Annotated in this window: 21 protein-coding genes and 1 pseudogene; 16 read left to right on the forward strand and 6 right to left on the reverse strand. The window is 72.7% G+C overall.

Features of this window, described 5'->3' with window-relative positions; all coding sequences use genetic code 11:
* Positions 1-84 (reverse strand): annotated as a pseudogene (locus ACZ4FH_RS05415) (electron transfer flavoprotein subunit beta); the annotation flags it as partial.
* 110 nt (positions 85-194) lie between these two features.
* On the opposite strand from ACZ4FH_RS05415, the gene ACZ4FH_RS05420 reads away from it, so the two are divergent.
* Both ACZ4FH_RS05420 and ACZ4FH_RS05425 read left to right on the forward strand, forming a co-directional pair.
* On the forward strand, positions 195-917 hold the full coding sequence (locus tag ACZ4FH_RS05420; protein WP_383642421.1) for a TetR family transcriptional regulator: 723 nt from the start codon (positions 195-197) through the stop codon (positions 915-917).
* A 110-nt stretch (positions 918-1,027) separates the two neighbouring features.
* Positions 1,028-1,432 (forward strand): zinc ribbon domain-containing protein, encoded by a 405-nt coding sequence (locus ACZ4FH_RS05425; protein ID WP_467302457.1) that lies wholly within the window; start codon positions 1,028-1,030, stop codon positions 1,430-1,432.
* 21 nt (positions 1,433-1,453) lie between these two features.
* On the opposite strand, the gene ACZ4FH_RS05430 is transcribed toward ACZ4FH_RS05425, so the two are convergent.
* Genes ACZ4FH_RS05430 through ACZ4FH_RS05440 form a run of 3 tightly spaced genes read right to left on the reverse strand, consistent with a single transcriptional unit; the run spans position 1,454 to position 3,938 of the window.
* Positions 1,454-2,089, reverse strand: a complete 636-nt coding sequence (locus ACZ4FH_RS05430) for a response regulator transcription factor (RefSeq protein ID WP_467303070.1) — start codon at positions 2,087-2,089, stop codon at positions 1,454-1,456.
* A complete protein-coding gene (locus ACZ4FH_RS05435; RefSeq protein ID WP_467302459.1) occupies positions 2,089-3,243 on the reverse strand; it encodes a sensor histidine kinase in 1,155 nt (384 codons plus the stop codon). Before ACZ4FH_RS05435 ends, ACZ4FH_RS05430 begins: the two co-directional genes overlap by 1 nt.
* Before the next feature lie 26 nt (positions 3,244-3,269).
* On the reverse strand, positions 3,270-3,938 hold the full coding sequence (locus ACZ4FH_RS05440) for a DedA family protein (protein WP_467302460.1): 669 nt from the start codon (positions 3,936-3,938) through the stop codon (positions 3,270-3,272).
* A 295-nt stretch (positions 3,939-4,233) separates the two neighbouring features.
* Between ACZ4FH_RS05440 and ACZ4FH_RS05445 the strand changes: the two genes are divergently transcribed.
* Complete coding sequence (locus ACZ4FH_RS05445) at positions 4,234-6,954, forward strand: cellulose binding domain-containing protein (RefSeq protein WP_467302461.1); 2,721 nt, start codon at positions 4,234-4,236, stop codon at positions 6,952-6,954.
* Between the two features lie 143 nt (positions 6,955-7,097).
* The gene (locus ACZ4FH_RS05450; protein WP_467302463.1) at positions 7,098-7,673 is read left to right on the forward strand and encodes a hypothetical protein; all 576 of its coding nucleotides are present in this window, start codon (positions 7,098-7,100) and stop codon (positions 7,671-7,673) included.
* Positions 7,674-7,746: 73 nt separating this feature from the next.
* Here ACZ4FH_RS05450 and ACZ4FH_RS05455 read toward each other — a convergent pair whose 3' ends face one another.
* On the reverse strand, positions 7,747-8,631 hold the full coding sequence (locus ACZ4FH_RS05455) for an SIS domain-containing protein (protein WP_467302465.1): 885 nt from the start codon (positions 8,629-8,631) through the stop codon (positions 7,747-7,749).
* A 186-nt stretch (positions 8,632-8,817) separates the two neighbouring features.
* Between ACZ4FH_RS05455 and ACZ4FH_RS05460 the strand changes: the two genes are divergently transcribed.
* The 12 genes from ACZ4FH_RS05460 (at position 8,818) to mmuM (ending at position 18,507) form a co-directional block, all read left to right on the forward strand.
* Positions 8,818-9,618 (forward strand): DeoR/GlpR family DNA-binding transcription regulator, encoded by an 801-nt coding sequence (locus ACZ4FH_RS05460; RefSeq protein WP_467302467.1) that lies wholly within the window; start codon positions 8,818-8,820, stop codon positions 9,616-9,618.
* Positions 9,619-9,919: 301 nt separating this feature from the next.
* The gene (locus ACZ4FH_RS05465) at positions 9,920-10,915 is read left to right on the forward strand and encodes an MBL fold metallo-hydrolase (RefSeq protein WP_467302469.1); all 996 of its coding nucleotides are present in this window, start codon (positions 9,920-9,922) and stop codon (positions 10,913-10,915) included.
* 58 nt (positions 10,916-10,973) lie between these two features.
* Positions 10,974-12,338 (forward strand): ATP-binding protein, encoded by a 1,365-nt coding sequence (locus ACZ4FH_RS05470; protein ID WP_467302471.1) that lies wholly within the window; start codon positions 10,974-10,976, stop codon positions 12,336-12,338.
* Complete coding sequence (locus tag ACZ4FH_RS05475) at positions 12,335-12,760, forward strand: roadblock/LC7 domain-containing protein (protein WP_467302473.1); 426 nt, start codon at positions 12,335-12,337, stop codon at positions 12,758-12,760. The genes ACZ4FH_RS05470 and ACZ4FH_RS05475 overlap by 4 nt, the downstream gene beginning before the upstream one ends.
* On the forward strand, positions 12,757-13,110 hold the full coding sequence (locus tag ACZ4FH_RS05480; RefSeq protein ID WP_383642388.1) for a DUF742 domain-containing protein: 354 nt from the start codon (positions 12,757-12,759) through the stop codon (positions 13,108-13,110). Before ACZ4FH_RS05475 ends, ACZ4FH_RS05480 begins: the two co-directional genes overlap by 4 nt.
* A complete protein-coding gene (locus ACZ4FH_RS05485; protein WP_383642385.1) occupies positions 13,088-13,702 on the forward strand; it encodes a GTP-binding protein in 615 nt (204 codons plus the stop codon). Before ACZ4FH_RS05480 ends, ACZ4FH_RS05485 begins: the two co-directional genes overlap by 23 nt.
* Positions 13,699-14,970, forward strand: a complete 1,272-nt coding sequence (locus tag ACZ4FH_RS05490; RefSeq protein WP_467302476.1) for a cytochrome P450 family protein — start codon at positions 13,699-13,701, stop codon at positions 14,968-14,970. The genes ACZ4FH_RS05485 and ACZ4FH_RS05490 overlap by 4 nt, the downstream gene beginning before the upstream one ends.
* 104 nt (positions 14,971-15,074) lie before the next feature.
* A complete protein-coding gene (locus tag ACZ4FH_RS05495; protein WP_383642379.1) occupies positions 15,075-15,473 on the forward strand; it encodes a cell division protein SepF in 399 nt (132 codons plus the stop codon).
* Between the two features lie 92 nt (positions 15,474-15,565).
* Positions 15,566-15,925, forward strand: coding sequence for a nucleotide pyrophosphohydrolase (locus ACZ4FH_RS05500; protein WP_467302478.1), 360 nt, complete (start codon positions 15,566-15,568; stop codon positions 15,923-15,925).
* Positions 15,926-16,049: 124 nt separating this feature from the next.
* Positions 16,050-16,568, forward strand: a complete 519-nt coding sequence (locus tag ACZ4FH_RS05505) for a DUF6099 family protein (RefSeq protein WP_467303072.1) — start codon at positions 16,050-16,052, stop codon at positions 16,566-16,568.
* A 70-nt stretch (positions 16,569-16,638) separates the two neighbouring features.
* Positions 16,639-17,562, forward strand: a complete 924-nt coding sequence (locus ACZ4FH_RS05510) for an LLM class F420-dependent oxidoreductase (RefSeq protein ID WP_467302480.1) — start codon at positions 16,639-16,641, stop codon at positions 17,560-17,562.
* A gap of 12 nt (positions 17,563-17,574) precedes the next feature.
* Positions 17,575-18,507 carry a homocysteine S-methyltransferase gene (gene mmuM, locus ACZ4FH_RS05515; RefSeq protein ID WP_467302482.1) on the forward strand — a complete coding sequence of 311 codons (933 nt, stop codon included), beginning with the start codon at positions 17,575-17,577 and terminating at the stop codon, positions 18,505-18,507.
* Between the two features lie 24 nt (positions 18,508-18,531).
* Here mmuM and ACZ4FH_RS05520 read toward each other — a convergent pair whose 3' ends face one another.
* A complete protein-coding gene (locus ACZ4FH_RS05520; protein WP_467302484.1) occupies positions 18,532-18,966 on the reverse strand; it encodes a RidA family protein in 435 nt (144 codons plus the stop codon).
* Positions 18,967-18,994 lie beyond the last annotated feature (28 nt).

Below are 18,994 nucleotides of genomic sequence, written 5' to 3' on the forward strand. Positions count from 1 at the left end.
GTCCAACGTCAGGTCATCGGCGAAATGCCGGTCACCGGTCGCGTCGGGCACGTACTTCACACAGACAACGATCCTCAAGCTCACGCCGGCTCTCCCTGTACCTGGTGGTGTTTCTGCGGTCATCCTATGGCACTCAGTACCCTGCGTAAAGGTACCCAGTGTCGGATGCGCCGTTCTGGTGCTACGTTTCCGGCATGACTGAGGACCGCCGGCCTGCCAAGAAGCCGCCCATGCGTGACGTGCTCGCCGAGGCGGCCTTCGCCCTCTTCATGGAGCGCGGGTTCGAGCGGACCACGGTGGACGACATCGTCGCCAGCGCCGGGGTGGGGCGGAGGTCGTTCTTCCGCTACTTCCCCTCGAAGGAGGACGCGGTCTTCCCCGACCACGAGCGGTGCCTCGCGGAGATGACCGCGTTCCTGGACACCGCCGGGGACGGCGACCCGGTGGACACCGTGTGCGACGCGGCCCGGCTGGTGTTCCGGATGTACGCGGAGAAGCCCGAGTTCTCCGTCCAGCGCTACCGGCTCACCCGGGAGGTCCCGGGGCTGCGCACGTACGAACTGTCCGTCGTGCGCCGGTACGAACGGACCATGGCGGGATATCTGGAGCGCCGCTGGGGCGACACCCCCGACGCCGCGCTGCGCGCCGAGGTGATCGCCGCCGCCGTCGTCGCCGCCCACAACAACGGGCTGCGCTCCTGGCTGCGTTCGGGCGGCCGGGGCGACGCGGGCGCCGAGGTGGACCGGGCGCTCGAACTGGTCCGGTCCCTCTGGGGCTCGGCCGCCGAGCGGCCGCTGCCGCCCGTCGCCGAGGAGGACGTGATCGTGATGATCGCGCCGAAGGGCGCCCCGATGTGGCGCGTCGTGCAGCGCATCGAGGCGGCCATCGGAGAGGAAGAGGCCGTGGCTGAGAGGTAGTTCACTCTTCTTCGGTACTGAGTACCTTTACTTCATGGAACTAAGTGCCATACGGTGCCGATGTGCCGTCGACGACGCGGCGCACCGAGTCGAGAGCGGGAGGCCGAGCCGTGATCAGCACCGGAATCGACAGAGGACCGGCGGCGGTTCGCCACCCGGCCGAGGAGCGCCGCACGGAGGGCCTCGTCTACCAGGTCTGCCGCTGGTGCGGCACCGCGTCCTTCCGCAAACTCCTGTGTCCCGTCTGCGCGTCGAGCGATCTGGTGTCCCGGCACAGCGAGGGCCACGGGGTCGTCGTCCGGTCCAGCGTCGTCAACCGCTACTCGCGGATCATGCGCAACGAGTCCCTGGTCCGCTTCCCCGAGGGCTTCGTCTACCGCTGCCGCATCGTCGGCGCGGCCCCGCACCTGGTGAACGTCGGCGACCGGGTCAGGCCGGTGGGCGGCACCACCTCGGAGGCCGGTGAGGTCGTGCTCGAACTCTGCGACCCGCCCGGCCGGGGCGACTGGTACTGACACCCCGCCCCGGGCCCGCGTTCACGCCTCCAGATAGCGCAGCACGGCCAGGATCCGCCGGTTGTACCCGGTGGCCCGCTCCAGGCCCAGTTTGTCGAAGATCGTGTTGAGGTTCTTCTCCACGGCGCTCTGCGAGATGTGCAGCCGCTGCCCGATCGCCGCGTTGGTGTGCCCCTGGGCCAGCGCCTCCAGCACGCTCCTCTCGCGCGGGGTCAGCCGCGACAGCGGATCGCCGTGCGCACTGCGGATGACCAGCTGCCGCACGACCTCCGGGTCGAACACCGCCCCGCCCGCGTGGATCCGGTCCAGCGAGCCCAGGAACTCCTCGACCTGCGCGACCCGGTCCTTGAGGAGATAGCCGACCCGTTCGGCGTCGGAGGCCAGCAACTGGGCGGCGTACGCCCGCTCCACGTACTGCGAGAGCACGAGCACGCCCACACCCGGGAACCGGCCGCGGATCTCCACCGCCGCGCGCAGCCCCTCGTCCTTGTGGTCCGGAGGCATCCGGATGTCGGTGACGACGACGTCCGGCGGGTCCTGCGCCACCCGCGCGAGCAGCGCGTCCGCGTCGCCCACGGCGGCGGTCACCTCATGGCCCTCCTCGGTGAGGAGCCGGACCAGCCCCTCTCTGAGCAGGGTCGAGTCCTCGGCGAGCATCACACGCACGGCAGCTCCGCGGTCACGGTGGTGGGGCCCCCGGCGGGGCTGTGGACGTCCAGCATGCCGTCGAGCGCGGCGACCCGGCCGCGCAGCCCCGCGAGGCCGGTGCCCTCCGGGTCCGCGCCGCCCGCCCCGTCGTCGCGGACCAGCACGGACAGCACCCCGTCCCGGCGCACGACGCGTACGTACAGCTCGCCGGCCTCCGCGTGCTTGGCGGCGTTCGTCACGGACTCCGACACCACGAAGTACGCGGCCGTCTCGACGGGCGGAGGCAGCTCCCCGGCCGCCTCGTACTCCAGCCGCACCGGCAGCGCGCACCGCTCGGCCACCCCGGCCAACGCCTCCCGCAGCCCCACACTGTCCAGGGCCGTCGGATAGACCCGCCAGGCCACGTCCCGCAGTTCGGCCAGGACCTCGCCCGCCTCCCGGTGCGCCTGGGCGAGCAGCGCGTCGGCCCGTCCGGCGTCCCGGGAGCGGCGGGCCCGGCCGAGCAGCATGGCCAGCGCCACCAGGCGCTGCTGCACCCCGTCGTGCAGATCGCGCTCGACGCGCCGCCGTTCGGCGTCCACCGCGCGGACCACCGCGGCGCGGCTCGCGGCGAGTTCGCCGATGCGCCGCTCCAGCAGCTCCCGCTCGTCGGGCACGAAGCACTCCCGGGCGAGCCGGGCGTCGAGCGCCGCCAGCGAGACCAGACCCTGGAGATCGAGGAAGAGCAGGACGGAGCCGAGGAGGATCTGGGCCGGCAGCTCCGCCCAGTCCACCGTCGACCGCACCACCCCGACCACCAGGAGCACCGCCAGCACGAGCCCGAAGGCGAGGAGCCCGATCACCACCGCGCTGAGCAGGCCCGCGTAGGCGCGGGCGGCCAGATAGCGCAGGATCTGCCGGTCCCGGGGGCGGTGCTCGGGGAACCGGTCGCCGAAGAAGACGGTCCGGCGCCGGCGCTCGGCCGCCGTCAGCCGCCGGGCGCCCGCGAGGAACCGGGCCCGCGCACGGTCGCGGGTGCGGGGCCACAGCAGGAACGGACCCAGCAGGACCCCGGACACCGCGAAGTGGAGGAGACCGGCGACCGCCGTCGGACACCCCAGGAGCATGCCCACGACCGACAGCGCCCGGCCCGAGCCCCTGACCGCCCCCGCGTCCCCCGTCACGTCCACCGATCCTAGAAGACCTCGTGTCATGACCGCGTACGGCGGTGCTGGGCCCGGCCGTTCGGGGAGCGGAGACGGACCGCGACGTACAGGGCGAGGGCCGCCAGGGCCAGGGCGAGGACGGCCTTGGACAGGACGCCGACCCAGGTCCCCACGGTGTCCCACTGGTCGCCGAGCCAGTAACCCGCCATCACCAGCACCGTGTTCCAGCCCAGGCTTCCGAGTGCGGTCAGCCCCAGGAACAGCGCGAAGGGCATGCGTTCCAGCCCGGCCGGCACCGAGATCAGGCTGCGGAAGACCGGCACCAGCCGGCCCAGCAGCACCGCCTTGGTGCCGTGCCGGGCGAACCACGCCTCGGTGCGCGCCAGATCGGAGGTCCTGACGAGGGGGAGCCGCGCCCACAGCGCGTACATCCGCTCCCGGCCGAAGAGCATCCCGAGCCAGTACAGCGCGGCCGCGCCGGCCACCGAGCCCAGCGTCGTCCAGAACAGGGCGGACGCCAGGGAGAGCACTCCCCGTCCGGCGGCGAAGCCGGTCAGCGGCAGGATCACCTCGCTCGGCAGCGGCGGGAAGAGGTTCTCCAGCGCGATCGCGAGTCCGGCCCCGGGGCCGCCCAGGGTGTCGACGAGCCCGGCGGCCCATCCCGCCACCCCGTCGGCGGGTTCCTGGGGGAGGGCGAGCACGAGGTGGTCCATACGAGGTCTCCGGTCCGGGTGGCGACCGCGGCACGGCACCGCGGCTCCCTGGCCACGCTAGGAATCCGGAGGCCCCCGCCGGTATGCGGTTCGCCGCCGCATCCCCTGCGGTTTTCCTCAGGGCGGCGGGCGCACGAAATGACAGGGCCCGATCAAGTCATCCGATGAACCCTGTCGCCACCCTTCTCCCGGCGCGGGGGCGCCGCTACCATCGGGACGCGAAATGGGAGCGCTCCCACATCCGTGCACGCCCTTACCGCCGCTGTCGGCGGTCCTGTTCGGAGAGGACGTTTCCGTGCGCTCAAGCGCAAGATCCCTGGCCACCCTGCTGGCCGCGCTCACGCTTACCGCCGGGCTGTTCGCCACCGGCGCCCCGGCGTCGGCGCAGACCCGAGCGGCCGCCCCGGCCGCCGAGGCATCCGATGTGTCGACGGCCGCCGACACCTATGACTGGAAGAACGTCCGCATCGACGGCGGAGGCTTCGTCCCCGGCATCGTCTTCAACCGCTCCGAGAAGAACCTCGCCTACGCCCGCACCGACATCGGCGGCGCCTACCGCTGGGACCAGGCCGGCAAGCGCTGGACACCGCTGCTCGACTGGGTGGACTGGGACCACTGGGGCTGGACCGGGGTGGTGAGCCTGGCCTCGGACTCCGTCGACCCGGACAACGTGTACGCCGCCGTGGGCACGTACACCAACGACTGGGACCCGACCAACGGCGCCGTGCTGCGCTCCTCCGACCGGGGCGCCAGCTGGAAGGCGGCCACGCTCCCGTTCAAGCTCGGCGGGAACATGCCCGGCCGGGGCATGGGCGAGCGCCTGGCCGTCGACCCCAACAAGAACTCCGTGCTCTATCTGGGCGCGCCGAGCGGCAAGGGCCTGTGGCGGTCCACGGACTCCGGCGCGAGCTGGTCGCAGGTGACGGCGTTCCCCAACCCGGGCAACTACTCCCAGGACCCGAGCGACACCAGCGGCTACGGCAACGACAACCAGGGCATCGTCTGGGTGACGTTCGACGAGCGGACCGGCAGCGCGGGCAGCGCGACCCAGGACATCTACGTGGGCGTCGCCGACAAGGAGAACACCGTCTACCGCTCGACGGACGGCGGCACCACCTGGTCGCGGATCGCCGGCCAGCCCACCGGATACCTGGCCCACAAGGGCGTGCTGGACTCCGACAACGGCTACCTCTACCTCTCCCTCAGCGACACCGGCGGCCCGTACGACGGCGGCAAGGGACAGCTCTGGCGCTACACCACCGCGACCGGTGAGTGGAAGGACGTCAGCCCCGTCGCGGAGGCGGACACCTACTACGGCTTCAGCGGACTGACGGTGGACCGGCAGCACCCCGGGACGGTGATGGCGACCGCGTACAGCTCCTGGTGGCCGGACACGCAGATCTTCCGCTCCACGGACAGCGGTGCCACCTGGACCCAGGCCTGGGACTACACCAGCTACCCCAACCGCACCAACCGCTTCACCCAGGACGTCTCCTCGGTGCCCTGGCTGACCTGGAACGCCAACCCCGCGCCCCCGGAGACCACGCCGAAGCTCGGCTGGATGACCGAGGCGCTGGAGATCGACCCCTTCGACTCCGGCCGGATGATGTACGGAACCGGCGCGACGATCTACGGCACGGAGAACCTCACCAACTGGGACTCCGGCAGCACGTTCACGATCACCCCGATGGTGAAGGGGCTGGAGGAGACCGCCGTCAACGACCTGGCCAGCCCGCCGTCCGGCGCTCCGCTGCTCAGCGCGCTCGGTGACGTCGGCGGCTTCCGGCACACCGATCTCGACGCCGTGCCCGGGATGATGTTCACCTCGCCCAACCTCACCTCGACCACCAGCCTGGACTTCGCGGAGAGCAACCCGAACACGGTGGTCCGGGTCGGCAACGCCGACGCCGCCCCGCACATCGGCTTCTCCACGGACAACGGGGCCAACTGGTTCCAGGGCTCCGAGCCCTCGGGCGTCACGGGCGGCGGCACCGTCGCCGCGGCGGCCGACGGCAGCGGCTTCGTCTGGTCCCCGGAGGGCGCGGGCGTCCAGCACACCACCGGCTTCGGAAGCTCCTGGTCGGCGTCGGCCGGCATCCCGGCCGGGGCCACCGTCGAGTCCGACCGGAAGAACCCGAAGAAGTTCTACGGCTACAAGGCGGGCACCTTCTACGTCTCCACCGACGGCGGCGCCACCTTCACCGCGAAGGCGTCGAGCGGACTGCCCGCCGAGGGCAATGTGCGCTTCAAGGCCGTGCCGGGCGCCGAGGGCGACGTCTGGCTCGCGGGCGGCAGCGCGAACGGCGCGTACGGGCTGTGGCACTCCACCGACTCCGGCGCGACGTTCACCCGGCTGAGCGGGGTCGACCAGGCGGACGCGGTCGGCTTCGGCAAGGCGGCCGCCGGGGCCTCGTACCAGACGCTGTTCGTCAGCGCGAAGATCGGCGGGGTGCGCGGCATCTTCCGCTCCACGGACGCGGGAGCCACCTGGACGCGGATCAACGACGACGCCCACCAGTGGGGCTGGACCGGGGCGGCCATCACCGGCGACCCGAGGATCTACGGACGGGTCTACGTCTCGACCAACGGGCGGGGCATCATCTACGGCGACTCCTCGGACGGCGACGGAGGCGGCGACGGCGGCACGGACCCGGGAACCGACCCCGGCACCGACCCGGGCACCCCGCCCGGTGACGCCGTCTGCGCGGTGACGTACAAGGTCACCAACCAGTGGTCGGGCGGCTTCCAGGCGGATGTGACGCTCACCAACACCGGGACGGCGGCGCTGGACGGCTGGACGCTGGGCTGGACCTTCCCGGACGGGCAGCGGATCGGCCAGATGTGGAACGCCACCCCGGCGCAGGACGGCGCGAAGGCGACGGCGTCCAGCATCTCCTGGAACGGCACGGTGGCGCCCGGCTCCTCGGTGGCCTTCGGCTTCACGGGCACCCTGACGGGAGGCAACACCGCACCGGCCTCCTTCGCCCTGGGCGACAAGGCCTGCGCCGTGAACTGACCGCCCGCCGGCCGGCGGCGGACACCCGGGGGGCGGGCCGCGGCGACGCGGACCCGCTCCCTGTCGCGCCCCGGCGCGGGGGAGGGGACGGCGAACGGCGGACTTACTGGCCCCGTACAGGTTCGTCGGCCATACTGCCCGCCGTGGAGCAGCGCATAGATCCGAAGACTCAGCCCGCGTACGCCGCGGGGACAGACCCGGCGTACATCCCCGGTCTCACGGCCCCCCGGACCGCCGCGTCGGCGGACAAGGAGCCGGAGGAGGCCGAGGGGACCGAGGGGACCGCGTCCGGGGACGCGGCGACCGACGAGGCCGCGGCGCAGGCCGTGCCCGAGGACGCGGTCCCCGACGACGAGCCCGCCACCGCGAAGGCAGCGGACGACGAGGAGGACGAGAGCGACGAGGAGGCCGCGGACGAGGGCGGCGAAGAGACCGCGGACGGGACCTCGTTCGAGGTGAAGGACCGGCGCGGGTCGATCACCGCGGACCGCGCCGGGATCCGGTTCACGCTGGACGACCAGGAGGCGGACTTCCGCTGGGACGAGATCGGCGCCGTGGAGCTGAAGCCGGCGCGGTTCGGCCGCCGGTTCACCGTCACGGTCCACATGTCCTCCCAGCGCTGGTTCAACGCCGAGGTCGAGGCGTCCGCCAGGAGCGAGCTGAAGGGGTGGACGGAGGGCTTCGACGCGGTCCTCGACGCCTACTTCGAGGAGTCCTGACGCGTATCGGCGGCGGCCGGGGCGCGCCTCGTGCGAAGGCGCCCCGGCCGTGCGGCGCGCGGCCCCGGCCGGCTCAGGCCTCCGCGAGGACCACGGAACGGGTGAGGTGGCGGGGGCTGTCGGGGTCCAGGCCGCGGGCGGCGGCACGGGCGACGGCCAGGCGCTGGACGCGGACCAGCTCGGCCAGCGGGTCGAGCCCGCTCTCGATCCAGCGCGCGCCGGTGGCGAGGACCTGCTCGCGCAGCCCCTCGGGGGCCGGGCCGAAGGTCCAGGTCGCGGTGCCGGTGGTGGCGATGCTGATCGGGCCGTGGCGGTACTCCATCGCGGCGTAGGCCTCCGTCCAGGACAGCGAGGCCTCCTTCATCTTCAGGGCCGCCTCGTTGGCCAGTCCCGCCGTCCAGCCGCGGCCGAGGAAGGTGAACTGGGAGCAGTCCACGAGCCCTTCGGGCAGCGGCTCGGCGAGCGCGGCCTCCGCGTCGCGGACCACGGCGTCGCCGTGCAGGCCCAGGTGGGCGCGGAGCAGGGTGAGGAGCGTGGTGGCGAACCGGGTCTGCACGACGGACCGTTCGTCCGCGAAGCCGAGGACCACGACCGCGTCGGCGGCCGACATGACCGGGGTGTCCGGGTCCGCGGTGACGGCCACGGTCGGGGTGGTTCCGCGCAGCCGGTCCAGCAGGCCGAGGACCTCCGTCGTGGTGCCGGACCGGGTCAGGGCGACCACCCGGTCGTAGCGGCGCCGGAAGGGGAACTCCGAGGCGGCGAACGCGTCGGTCTCGCCCTGTCCGGAGTCCTCGCGGAGCGCGGCGTATGCCTGAGCCATGTAGAACGAGGTCCCGCAGCCGACGACGGCGACGCGCTCGCCGGTGGCGGGCAGGACGTCGGCGTGGTCCGGAGCCAGCTCCGCGGCGCGGCGCCAGCACTCCGGCTGACTGGCGGTCTCGATCTCGACAAAAGACACTTTTGCACTCCGTATCCGTGTGTGGATGCTCGATTACGCACGTTACTCGCGTTGAGTGAGCACTATCAAGCATGCAGCGTGCAGGCGGCTTGACTCGGAGGGGCCGTGTGCGACGCTTGCGCGTGTTCCGGTGATCGCGCCCCGGGGGACGGGCGCCCGCAGACCGGACCCGTGAGGAGAGAGCTCGTGTCCAGGGACGCCCGGTGGAACGCACTGCTGGAACTCGTCGGCAAGCACGGCCGGGTGGACGTCGAGGACGCCGCCAGGACGCTCGACGTCTCGGCCGCGACCATCCGCCGCGACCTCGACCAGCTCTCCGAGCAGCAGCTGCTCACCCGCACCCGGGGCGGCGCGGTGGCGCACGGGGTCAGCTACGAGCTGGCGCTGCGCTACAAGGCGGGGCGCAACGCCCCGGAGAAGCAGGCCATCGGCCGCGCCGTCGCCGGACTGGTCGCGGTCGGCGAGGTGGTGGGCCTGACCGGCGGCACCACCATCACCGAGGTGGCCAGGTCGCTGGCCGTGCGCTCCGACCTCGTCGGCGAGGGCGCGGGCGCCGCGCCGGGCCAGCCGGCCCTGACCGTCGTCACCAACGCGCTGAACATCGCCAACGAGCTGGTGATCCGGCCGCAGATCAAGATCGTGGTGACCGGCGGTGTGGCCCGGCCCCAGTCGTACGAGCTGACGGGGCCGCTGGCCAGCGGAGTGCTCGGCGAGATCACGCTGGACGTCGCCGTGCTCGGGATCAACGCGATCGACACCGAGCGCGGGGTGTACGTCCACCACGAGGGCGAGGCCAGCATCAACCGGCTGCTCGCCCAGCAGGCGCAGCGGGTGGTGGTGGCCACCGACTCGTCCAAGATCGGCAAGCGGGCCTTCGCCCGGGTCTGCGATCTCGATCTGGTCGACTTCCTCGTCACCGACCGGGGCATCACCCCCGAGGCCGCCGCCCGTTTCACGGAGGCCGGTGTCACGGTGATCACGGTCTGAGCCGTCGCGGCGATGGCTGCCCCGGCAGCTTCCACGCGTCTGTTTTCAGCCATGCTCGGTGGGTAATCGGCCTCCGCTCGTTTGATGGCGGGTCGTCACGTTCTCGGACAAGGGGGGTGTGGATCGCGTGAGTTGCGGGGGGTATGCCCTGATCATGCGTCCCGCCAGGGCGTTCGGCCGCTCTCGTACGGTCACCAATCGCACCGCGCCGGGATGAGGCAAGGGCGGTTTCACGCCAACGGAATCAAATCGAGACCTGGTTCGAACGCGCGCCCGGATCGGTGTCGGCATAATCGCGTCCATGTCGATCACGGGTGGAGAAGTCGCTGACCTGGGCCGTGGCCTGTACGCCTGGCTGCCGCCGAAGCGGGGCTGGGGGCTGGCCAACTGCGGGCTGCTCGTCTCGCCGCGGGGCGCGCTCTGGATCGACACCCCGTACGACGCGGTGCTGGCGGGCCAGTTCCTCGCCGAGTCCACCAAGCGGCTGCCCGACGGCGTCACCATCGACCGGATCGTCGTCACCCATGCCAACGGGGACCACTTCTGGGGTGCGGGGGTCCTGCCCGACGCGGAGATCATCGTCACCCGCGAGGCCAAGGAGCACATCCACTACGAGCCCACGCCGCAGCAGCAGCACGCGCTCGTCAGCGGCGGCGACTCCGCCACCCCGCTCGGCGCCTACCTGGGCCGCCACTTCGGCCCCTTCGACTGGTCGGCCACCGAACCGGTCCGCCCGACCACGTACTTCACCGGGGAACTCGAACTGACCGTCGGGGACCACCCCGTCCGCGTAAGCTCCCTGCCGCCCGCGCACACCGCCGGTGACCTCATCGTCCACCTGCCCGCGCAGAGCACCGTCTTCAGCGGCGACATCATCTTCTCCAGCACGCCGCAGCAGCCGGGCGACCACCCGATCCACTGGGCCGGCCCCCTGGACAACGTGATCGCCGCCTGCGAACAGGTCCTCGCCACCGGCGCCGAGACCATCGTCCCCGGCCACGGCCCGGTCCTGGACCGCTCCGGCGTCCGCGACCACATCGTGTACCTGGAGTACGTGCGCGAACGCGCCCACGCCTTCCACGCCGCCGGAGTGCCCCCCACCGAGGCCGCCCGCCGCGTCATCGCCGAGGGGCGCCACCCCGAACTCGGCCTCCCGGAGCGGCTCGTGGTCACCATCGGCAGCGAGTACCGCAACCTCGACGGCTCGGAACTCCCCGGCGTCCTCCAGGTCATGACCGAGGTCGCCGAGGTCGCCCGCGAAGTGGAGGCCCGCACCACGGCCCCCGCGGCCGACTGACCCCGGCCCCCGGCCGTCCGGCCGGAGGTCACCCCGACGACAGAAACGCGGTAACGGCATGGCATGGATCGTGGCGCTGATCGCCGTCGTCGCCGCCGTGGCGGCGACGGTCCGCTCCTACCGGGCGGCCCGCTCCGAACAGCTCGCCGTGGCCCACGCCGAACTGTCCGAACGCCAGGCGAAGACGGCCGAGGCCCGTACCGCGGCCCTCGTCGACGAGATACGCCAGCTGGCCCGCAAACGCATACCCGCCGCGGCGCTCTCGCTTTCCCACCCCAGCGCCCCGGTCCCCGGACTGCGCGAGGCCGCCGAGGTCGACGGGGACGCCGCCCGGCTGCTCACCGAGGCCGTCCAGGCCACCCGCACCGCGGTCCTGGAAGAGCGCCGCCGCGTCGACGCCGCCGCCCGCGCCGCGATGCGCGGCACCTCCGCCAAGATCCAGTCCCTGCTCAACCAGTCCCAGCGCCTGCTCCACGAACTGCAGCACGAGTACGACGACCCGCGCATCCTCCAGCTCGACTTCCGCAACGAGCTGGCCCTGCGCCGCACCCAGGCCACCGCCGTGCTCTGCGACGCCTGGCCCGGCCTCGCCCGGCAGAACTCCCCCCTCGTCGAGATCGTCCTCGGCGCCCAGTCCCGCGTCGCCGGCTACGAACGGATCAAGGTCTCCAACCACCTGCGCGACGAACGCCTCGCCCTCGCCGCCCGCGCCGCCGAACCCCTCGCCATCGCGCTGGCGGAACTCCTCGCCAACGCCACCGCCTACTCGCACCCCGACACCGACGTCCAGGTGACGGTCCAGCAGAGCGGCGGCCGCGGCGCCTTCCTGGTCGTCGACGACGCAGGCATCGGCATGGACGACGACGCGCTGGACCGGGCCCGCGCCCTGCTCGCCGGCCCCTCCGAGGTCCTGCTCACCGAACTCGGCGACCCGCCCCAGACCGGCTTCGCCGTCGTCGGCCGGCTCGTCGTCCAGTACGGCTTCCACTGCCATATCGAAGCCTCGCCCTTCGGCGGCATGCGGACCATCCTCCGGGTCCCCGCGCATCTGCTGACCGTCATGGAGGACGACCACACGCTCTCCGTGCTGGCCCCGGCCCCCGTCTCCGCCCACCCGGAGCCCGGCCGGCCCGCCGGCGGCCGGGGGCGCGAGACGGAGCAGGACGCGCCGGAGGCCGCCGCCGAACCCTCGGGGCTGCCCACCCGGCGCCGCCGCTCACCGCGCCCCGCCCCGGCGGCGGCCCCGGCCGCCCCGGTCTCCGTACCGGCACCGCGCACACCCGAGCAGGCCGAGTCCTCCTGGGCGGCGCTCCAGCAGGGCACCCAGATCGGCAGGAGCGTCACCGGGCGGGCCCCCGCACCGGACGAGGACGGCCACGACCACCTGGGCGACCAGGACGACCAAGGAGACGACGAGAAGTGAGCGCCCCCAGCCCCCTCACCGGTGACCTCGCATGGGTGCTGACCCCGCTGCTTGAGCTTCCCGGGGTCCAGCACGCCGTGGTCGCCACCGGAGACGGTCTCGTCGAAGGCGCCTCACCCGGCCTCGACCGGGCCTCCGGCGAACGCGTCGCCGCGATGACGGCCACCCTGCACGCCGCCGCCCGCGCCTTCACCACCGCGTTCACCGGCGCCGACACCCCGCACCTGGCCCAGACCGTCGTCGAATCCGATCTCGGCTTCGCGATCGTCGTCCCGGCCGGCAAGAACACCACCCTGGCGCTCTTCGCCGAACCCGGCGCCAAGCTCGGGGACATCGCCTACCAGATGCAGGTGCAGGTCACCGCGCTGACCCGGGCGATGCACGCGCCCACCCGCCGGCCGGACGCCACCGACCGGCCATGACCGCCGGCCCAGAACGCCGTCTGATACCCGCCTACCTCGTCACCGGGGGCCGCACCCGGCCCACCGGCCCCGCGCTCGACCGGCTCGCCGTCCTCCTGCGCACCGGGGAGGCACTGCCGGGAGACCTCGGTTCGGAGCAGCGCAGACTCTGCGAGCTGCTGGAACCCGGCGCCCTCACCGTCGTCGAATGCGCGGCGCATCTGGAACTGCCGGTCAGCGCCACCGTATTCCTGGCCACGGATCTCGCGGCCGCCGGACTTCTGCTCACGCGACCGCCGATACCCAGTGCCGGGGACATCGACCGGCCGCTCGTCGAGAGGCTGCTCGTTGGACTCCGCTCCCTCCACTGACCGCACGGGCGTCGGCTATCTGCCGGCCGGTGCCCGGACCCTGATGAAGCTCGTCGTCACGGGTCCCTTCGGCGTGGGCAAGACCACCCTGATCCGGACGCTCTCGGAGATCGCCACCCTCCACACCGAGGAGGCGATGACCCAGTCCAGCACCGGGCTCGACAGCACCGCCGGACTCCCCGACAAGACCACCACCACCGTCGCCATCGACTTCGGACGCCTCACCGTCCTGGACGACCTGGTGCTCTACATGTTCGGCACCCCCGGACAGGAACGCTTCCTGCCGCTCTGGGAGGACATCGCGCGCGGCGCGCTCGGCGCCCTCGTCCTCGTCGACACCCGGCGCCTCGCCGACTCCTTCGCCGTCATGGACATGGTCGAGGAGCAGGGCCTGCCGTACGCCGTCGCCGTCAACCGCTTCCCCGACGCCCCCACCCACAGCGACGACGTCCTGCGCAAGCACCTGGACCTCGCCCCGGGCACCCCGCTCGTCCAGTGCGACGCCCGGGAGCGGCGCGGCAGCATCGACGCCCTGATCGCCCTGGCCGAACACGTGCTGACCCGCCTGCCGCAGCCCGAGGACCCGTCATGACCCCACTGCCTCAGCCGCCGCAGCCGCTCGCGCTGTACGGCCCCGCCTTCGCCGCCGATCCGCACGGCCACTACCGCAGACTGCGCGAGCACGGCCCGCTCGCCCCGGTCCGCCTCGCCCCCGGCGTCGACGCGCTCCTCGTCACCGACTACCAGGCCGCCGTCGACCTGCTCCGCGACAGCGACACCTTCAGCAAGGACCCCCGGGCCTGGCAGGCCACGGTCCCCGCCGACTCCCCGGTCCTGCCGGTCCTCGGACACCGCCCCACCGCCCTGTTCAGCGACGGTCCGGAGCACGCCCGCTACCGCGAGGCGATCAACGACACCCTCGCCCTCATCGAACCGCACCTCCTGCGCGCCGAGGTGGCCAAGGTCGCCCAGCAGCTCATCGGCGAGTTCGCCGCCACCGGCAGCGGGGACCTCATCGCCCAGTACGCCCGCCGGCTCCCGCTCCACGTCTTCGTCACCTGGTTCGGCGTCGACCCCGCCGACGGCGAACGGATCGTCGACGGCATCAGCGGGATGATGAACTCCGCGCAGGGCGCGGCCGCCGCCTACGCCGACCTCGTCGCCGTCGTCACCCGGCTCGTCGCCGACCGGCGCGCCCGGCCGCGCAACGACCTCGCCTCCTACTTCCTCGCCCACCCGGCGCGGCTCGACAACGACGAGACCGTCCGTCAGCTCACCCTGCTGCTCAGCGCGGGCCACGACCCCTCGACCAACCTCATCGGCAACACGATCCTCCACATGCTCACCGACCGGCGGTACGCCGGCTCGCTGCACGGAGGCGCCATGACCGCGCACGAGGCGATCAACGAAGTCCTCTGGCAGGAGCCGCCGATCGCCAATCTGGCCGCCCACTACCCGCGCCACGACACCGAGTTCCACGGCGTCAGGCTCCGTGCCGGACAGCTCGTCATGGTCTCGTTCGCCGCCGCCAACACCCAGTCGGCACCCGGAGGCGCGGACCAGGACGTCCCCTCCGGCGGCAGTGCGCACCTGGCCTGGTCGGCGGGGCCCCACCGCTGTCCGGCCCGGCAGCCGGCGCTGCTCATCGCGATGACCGCGATCGAGCAGTTCACCAGTCTGCTGTGCGACGCGGAACTCGCCGTTCCGGCCGGGGAACTGCTCTGGCGCCCCGGCCCCTTCCACCGGGCCCTGGTCCACCTTCCGGTACGGTTCACCCCCCTGGACACCACGGCCCCGGCCGGAACGGGACGCGCCGGCGCGGACGAGACGGCGGAACCGGTCGGTTCGCCCGGCTCCTGACCCGTGTCGCTGGTAGGCCGAACGGGTGAGGGGCGAGAGAATTGCCCGATGAACAGAGAGCGCGGCCGGCGGGACGCCAACCGGCGCACAGACGGGGTGGTCCGGTGAGCAGGTACGACAGGTATGACGTCACGGACGAGCAGTGGGAGGGACTGGCTCAGGTCGTGCCGTTGCGCAGTCGCAACGAGTGGCCCTCCCGGGTCGACCACCGCACGGTCCCGGACGAACAGGAGAGCGCCGAGCAGCGCCGCATGGTGGTGCTGCGGGTCCAGGTCTTCGCCGACGCGCGCGAGGTCGCCGAGTACCTGGTCGCCCAGGTCCCCGTGCTGCTCGACCTGACCGGCGCCGAGACCGATGTGGCCAAGCGGATCCTGGACTTCGCCAGCGGCGTGGTCTTCGGTCTGGGCAGCGGGATGCACCGGGTGGACCGCAATGTCTTCCTCCTCTCACCGGCCGGTATGGAGGTCGAGGGAGTGACGGCGGCGGGCGTCCCGGGAATGTAGGCGTACGGGACCGGGCGCGGGCGCCTCGGGCTCCCCGCCCGGTCCCCGGCCCCCGTCCCCGCGTCCGTGTGCGCGGTGGTAGACCTGGGGCCGTGACGGAACTCGATGTACGGACCCTCCAGCGGCGGCTCGCCGCGTTCGCGGCCGCCCGCGACTGGGAGCAGTACCACACCCCGAAGAACCTCGCCTCCGCCCTGAGCGTCGAGGCCGCCGAACTCGTCGAGATCTTCCAGTGGCTGACGCCCGAGCAGTCGGCGCGGGTCATGGACGATCCCGCCACGGCCCCCAGGGTGGCGGACGAGGTCGCCGACGTGCTCGCGTATCTGCTGCAGTTCTGCGAGGTGCTGGGCATCGACGCGCTGGCGGCGCTCGCCGCCAAGATCGAACGGAATGAGACGCGCTTTCCCGTGTCCGACCCCACCGATACACCTGACCGTCACTCTTCGGAGTGATCGAGTTGCCCACAGTCGAGCGAGTGTCCACAGATTTCCGAAATCCCCTGGCCTTTCGGTACCACCTCCCTCACTGTGGGTAATGGAGAGGGTGAGCGGTTTTCCTATCGAGCGGGGGCATCGGATGGAAGCGGAGCGGCTGGTAGGCATCATCCGGCAGGCACTGGCGCAGAGCCGGGGCACACCGGACATCATCGCGGAGGCCTGGCAGGCCCAGGCCCTGGCCCAGGCGATCGGGAGCCGGCTGGCCGCCGACGGCCCGAAGGAGTTACGGGGCGAGGCCTCCGGACTCAGCGAGATCGGCGGCCGGAGCAACGGGGCCCTGGACCACCCGGCGGCGCGGGCCGGGGTGGCACGGGCCGCGCGGCTCTCCGGAGTGGCCGACCCGCGCACGGCCCTGACCGGACTGGGCACGCTGCTCGGTGAGGTGGGCATGGCCCTGGTCGGCGTGGCGTGCGAGACCGACGAACAGGGCCTGTACTGGCAGTGCATGGAGGCGATCGACGCCGCCGACGAGTCGACCGACCGGGTGCACGGCATGCTCCGGCTGCTCGACGAGCGGGAGCGCGAGCGCCGGGAGGACATCGACCGGCAGCGGGAGCGCGACGGTCCGCACGGTGTGCTCCACGGGCCGGCGGGGTGAGACACGGCGGCGCGGTGGGGCGGCGGGGCGGGTGGGGCCGGTGCGGGGTCCGGAGGTGCAGGATGGATGCATGGATCTTCGAATCTTCACCGAGCCCCAGCAAGGGGCCGACTACGACACCCTGCTCACCGTCGCGAAGGCGACCGAGGACCTCGGCTTCGACGCCTTCTACCGCTCCGACCACTATCTGCGCATGGGCGGGGGCGACGGACTCCCCGGCCCGACGGACGCCTGGATCACGCTCGCCGGACTGGCGCGCGAGACCAAGCGCATCCGCCTCGGCACCCTGATGACGGCGGGCACCTTCCGACTGCCCGGTGTGCTCGCCATCCAGGTCGCCCAGGTCGACCGGATGTCCGGCGGCCGTGTCGAACTGGGCCTGGGCGCGGGCTGGTTCGAGGAGGAGCACAAGGCCTACGGCATTCCGTTCCCGAAGGAGAAGTTCGGCCGGCTGGAGGAGCAGCTGGCCATCGTCACCGGACTCTGGGCCACCGCGGTCGGCGACACGTTCACCTACGACGGCACCTACTACCAGCTCACCGACTCGCCGGCGCTCCCCAAGCCCGCCCAGGCCAAGGTGCCGGTGCTGATCGGCGGCCACGGCGCGAAGCGCACCCCGAGGCTGGCCGCGCAGTACGCCGACGAGTTCAACATCCCGTTCGCCTCCCTGGAGGACAGCGAGAAGCAGTTCGGCCGGGTCCGGGACGCCGCGAAGGAGGCCGGCCGGTCCCCGGACAGCCTGGTGTACTCCAACGCGCTGGTCGTCTGTGTGGGCAAGGACGACGCGGAGGTGGCCCGCCGCGCCGCCGTCATCGGGCGGGACGTCGCGGAGCTGAAGGCCAACGGCCTGGCCGGTTCGCCGGACGAGGTGGTCGACAAGATCGGCCGCTACGGGGAGGTCGGGGCCTCCCGCATCTACCTCCAGGTGCTGGATCTCGACGACCTGGAGCACCTGGAGCTGATCTCCTCGCAGGTCCAGTCCCAGCTGGGCTGAGAGGAGCGACCCGTGCCACCCGTCCCCGGTCCGTCCGGCGACCCCCCTCCCGCCGGTCCGGTCCGCCCGCTCGCCGCGGCGCTGGCGGCGGGGACGGTCCTGCTGGACGGCGGGCTCTCCAACCAGCTGGAGGCGCAGGGCTGCGACCTGTCCGACGCGCTGTGGTCGGCCCGGCTGCTCGCCGACGGGCCCGAGCAGATCGAGGCGGCCCACACCGCCTATGTGCGGGCGGGCGCACGGGTGCTCGTCACCGCCAGCTACCAGGCGAGCTTCGAGGGGTTCCGGCGGCGCGGGATCGGTCCCGCCCGCGCCGCCGGTCTCTTCGCCCGGAGCGTGGAGCTGGCCCGCCGGGCGGCCGGGGCGACCACCGAGGACGTGTGGGTGGCGGCGTCGGTCGGCCCGTACGGGGCGGTGCTGGCCGACGGCTCGGAGTACCGGGGACGCTACGGCCTCACGGTCCGGGAGCTGGAGCGCTTCCACCGCCCCCGTGTGGAGGCCCTGGTCGCGGCGGGGCCCGATGTCCTGGCACTGGAGACGGTGCCGGACGCGGACGAGGCACGGGCCCTGCTGCGCGCGGTCAAGGGGTGCGGTCTGCCCGTCTGGCTCTCCTGCACGGTGGACGGGGACCGGACCCGGGCCGGGCAGCCCCTCGCGGAGGCCTTCGCCCCGGCCGCGGACAACGACCAGGTGGTGGCCGTCGGGGTGAACTGCTGCGACCCCCGCGACGTCGCCGCGGCCGTCCGCCTCGCCGTCGCGACGACCGGCAAACCCGCCGTCGCCTACCCCAACAGCGGCGAGCGCTGGGACCCCCGCCGCACGGCCTGGACCGGGGCCACCACCTTCGCCCCGGACCTGCTCCCGGCCTGGCGGGAGGCCGGCGCCCGGCTGATCGGCGGCTGCTGCCGCGTGGGGCCCGAGGCGATCGCCTCGCTGACGGGGCGGTAGCCGGACGCGGCGGTCAACCGCCGCTCAGCGGTGAGACCGCCGCGCGGGATCGTGGTGGCTCCTTCCCGCGAGATGGGCCGGCAGGTGGGCGGTGACCTCGATCTCGATCTTCATCCGGGGATCGGCGAGGCCGCAGACGAGCATGGTGGCGGCGGGGCGCACCTCGCCGAAGGTGCGGCGCAGCACGGGCCAGCAGGGCTCGAAGTCGGCCCGTTCGGGCAGGAGGTAGCGGACCCGCACCACATCGGCGAAGGCACATCCCGCCTCGGACAGGGCGGCCCCGATGGTGCGCAGGCACTGTTCGGCCTGTTCGACCACGTCGTCGGAGATGGTCATGGTGGCGTAGTCGAATCCGGTCGTTCCGGAGACATGGACCCAGTCGCCGTCGATCACGGCGCGGGCGTATCCGATCTGCTCCTCGAACACCGAACCGCCGAGGAGGGAGCGTCGCTCAGTCATGGGCCGAACGCTAGGTGACCAGGGATGA

It is taken from the genome of Streptomyces sp. NPDC024555 (assembly GCF_055559335.1).

Excerpts from the sequence above, each read along its gene's own strand:
- ACZ4FH_RS05420 (WP_383642421.1), top strand. The coding sequence starts at position 195 with ATGACTGAGGACCGCCGGCCTGCCAAGAAGCCGCCCATGCGTGACGTG.
- ACZ4FH_RS05430 (WP_467303070.1), bottom strand. The coding sequence starts at position 2,089 with ATGCTCGCCGAGGACTCGACCCTGCTCAGAGAGGGGCTGGTCCGGCTC.
- ACZ4FH_RS05440 (WP_467302460.1), bottom strand. The coding sequence starts at position 3,938 with ATGGACCACCTCGTGCTCGCCCTCCCCCAGGAACCCGCCGACGGGGTG.
- ACZ4FH_RS05465 (WP_467302469.1), top strand. The coding sequence starts at position 9,920 with ATGTCGATCACGGGTGGAGAAGTCGCTGACCTGGGCCGTGGCCTGTAC.
- ACZ4FH_RS05470 (WP_467302471.1), top strand. The coding sequence starts at position 10,974 with ATGGCATGGATCGTGGCGCTGATCGCCGTCGTCGCCGCCGTGGCGGCG.
- ACZ4FH_RS05480 (WP_383642388.1), top strand. The coding sequence starts at position 12,757 with ATGACCGCCGGCCCAGAACGCCGTCTGATACCCGCCTACCTCGTCACC.
- ACZ4FH_RS05490 (WP_467302476.1), top strand. The coding sequence starts at position 13,699 with ATGACCCCACTGCCTCAGCCGCCGCAGCCGCTCGCGCTGTACGGCCCC.
- ACZ4FH_RS05505 (WP_467303072.1), top strand. The coding sequence starts at position 16,050 with ATGGAAGCGGAGCGGCTGGTAGGCATCATCCGGCAGGCACTGGCGCAG.
- ACZ4FH_RS05510 (WP_467302480.1), top strand. The coding sequence starts at position 16,639 with ATGGATCTTCGAATCTTCACCGAGCCCCAGCAAGGGGCCGACTACGAC.
- ACZ4FH_RS05520 (WP_467302484.1), bottom strand. The coding sequence starts at position 18,966 with ATGACTGAGCGACGCTCCCTCCTCGGCGGTTCGGTGTTCGAGGAGCAG.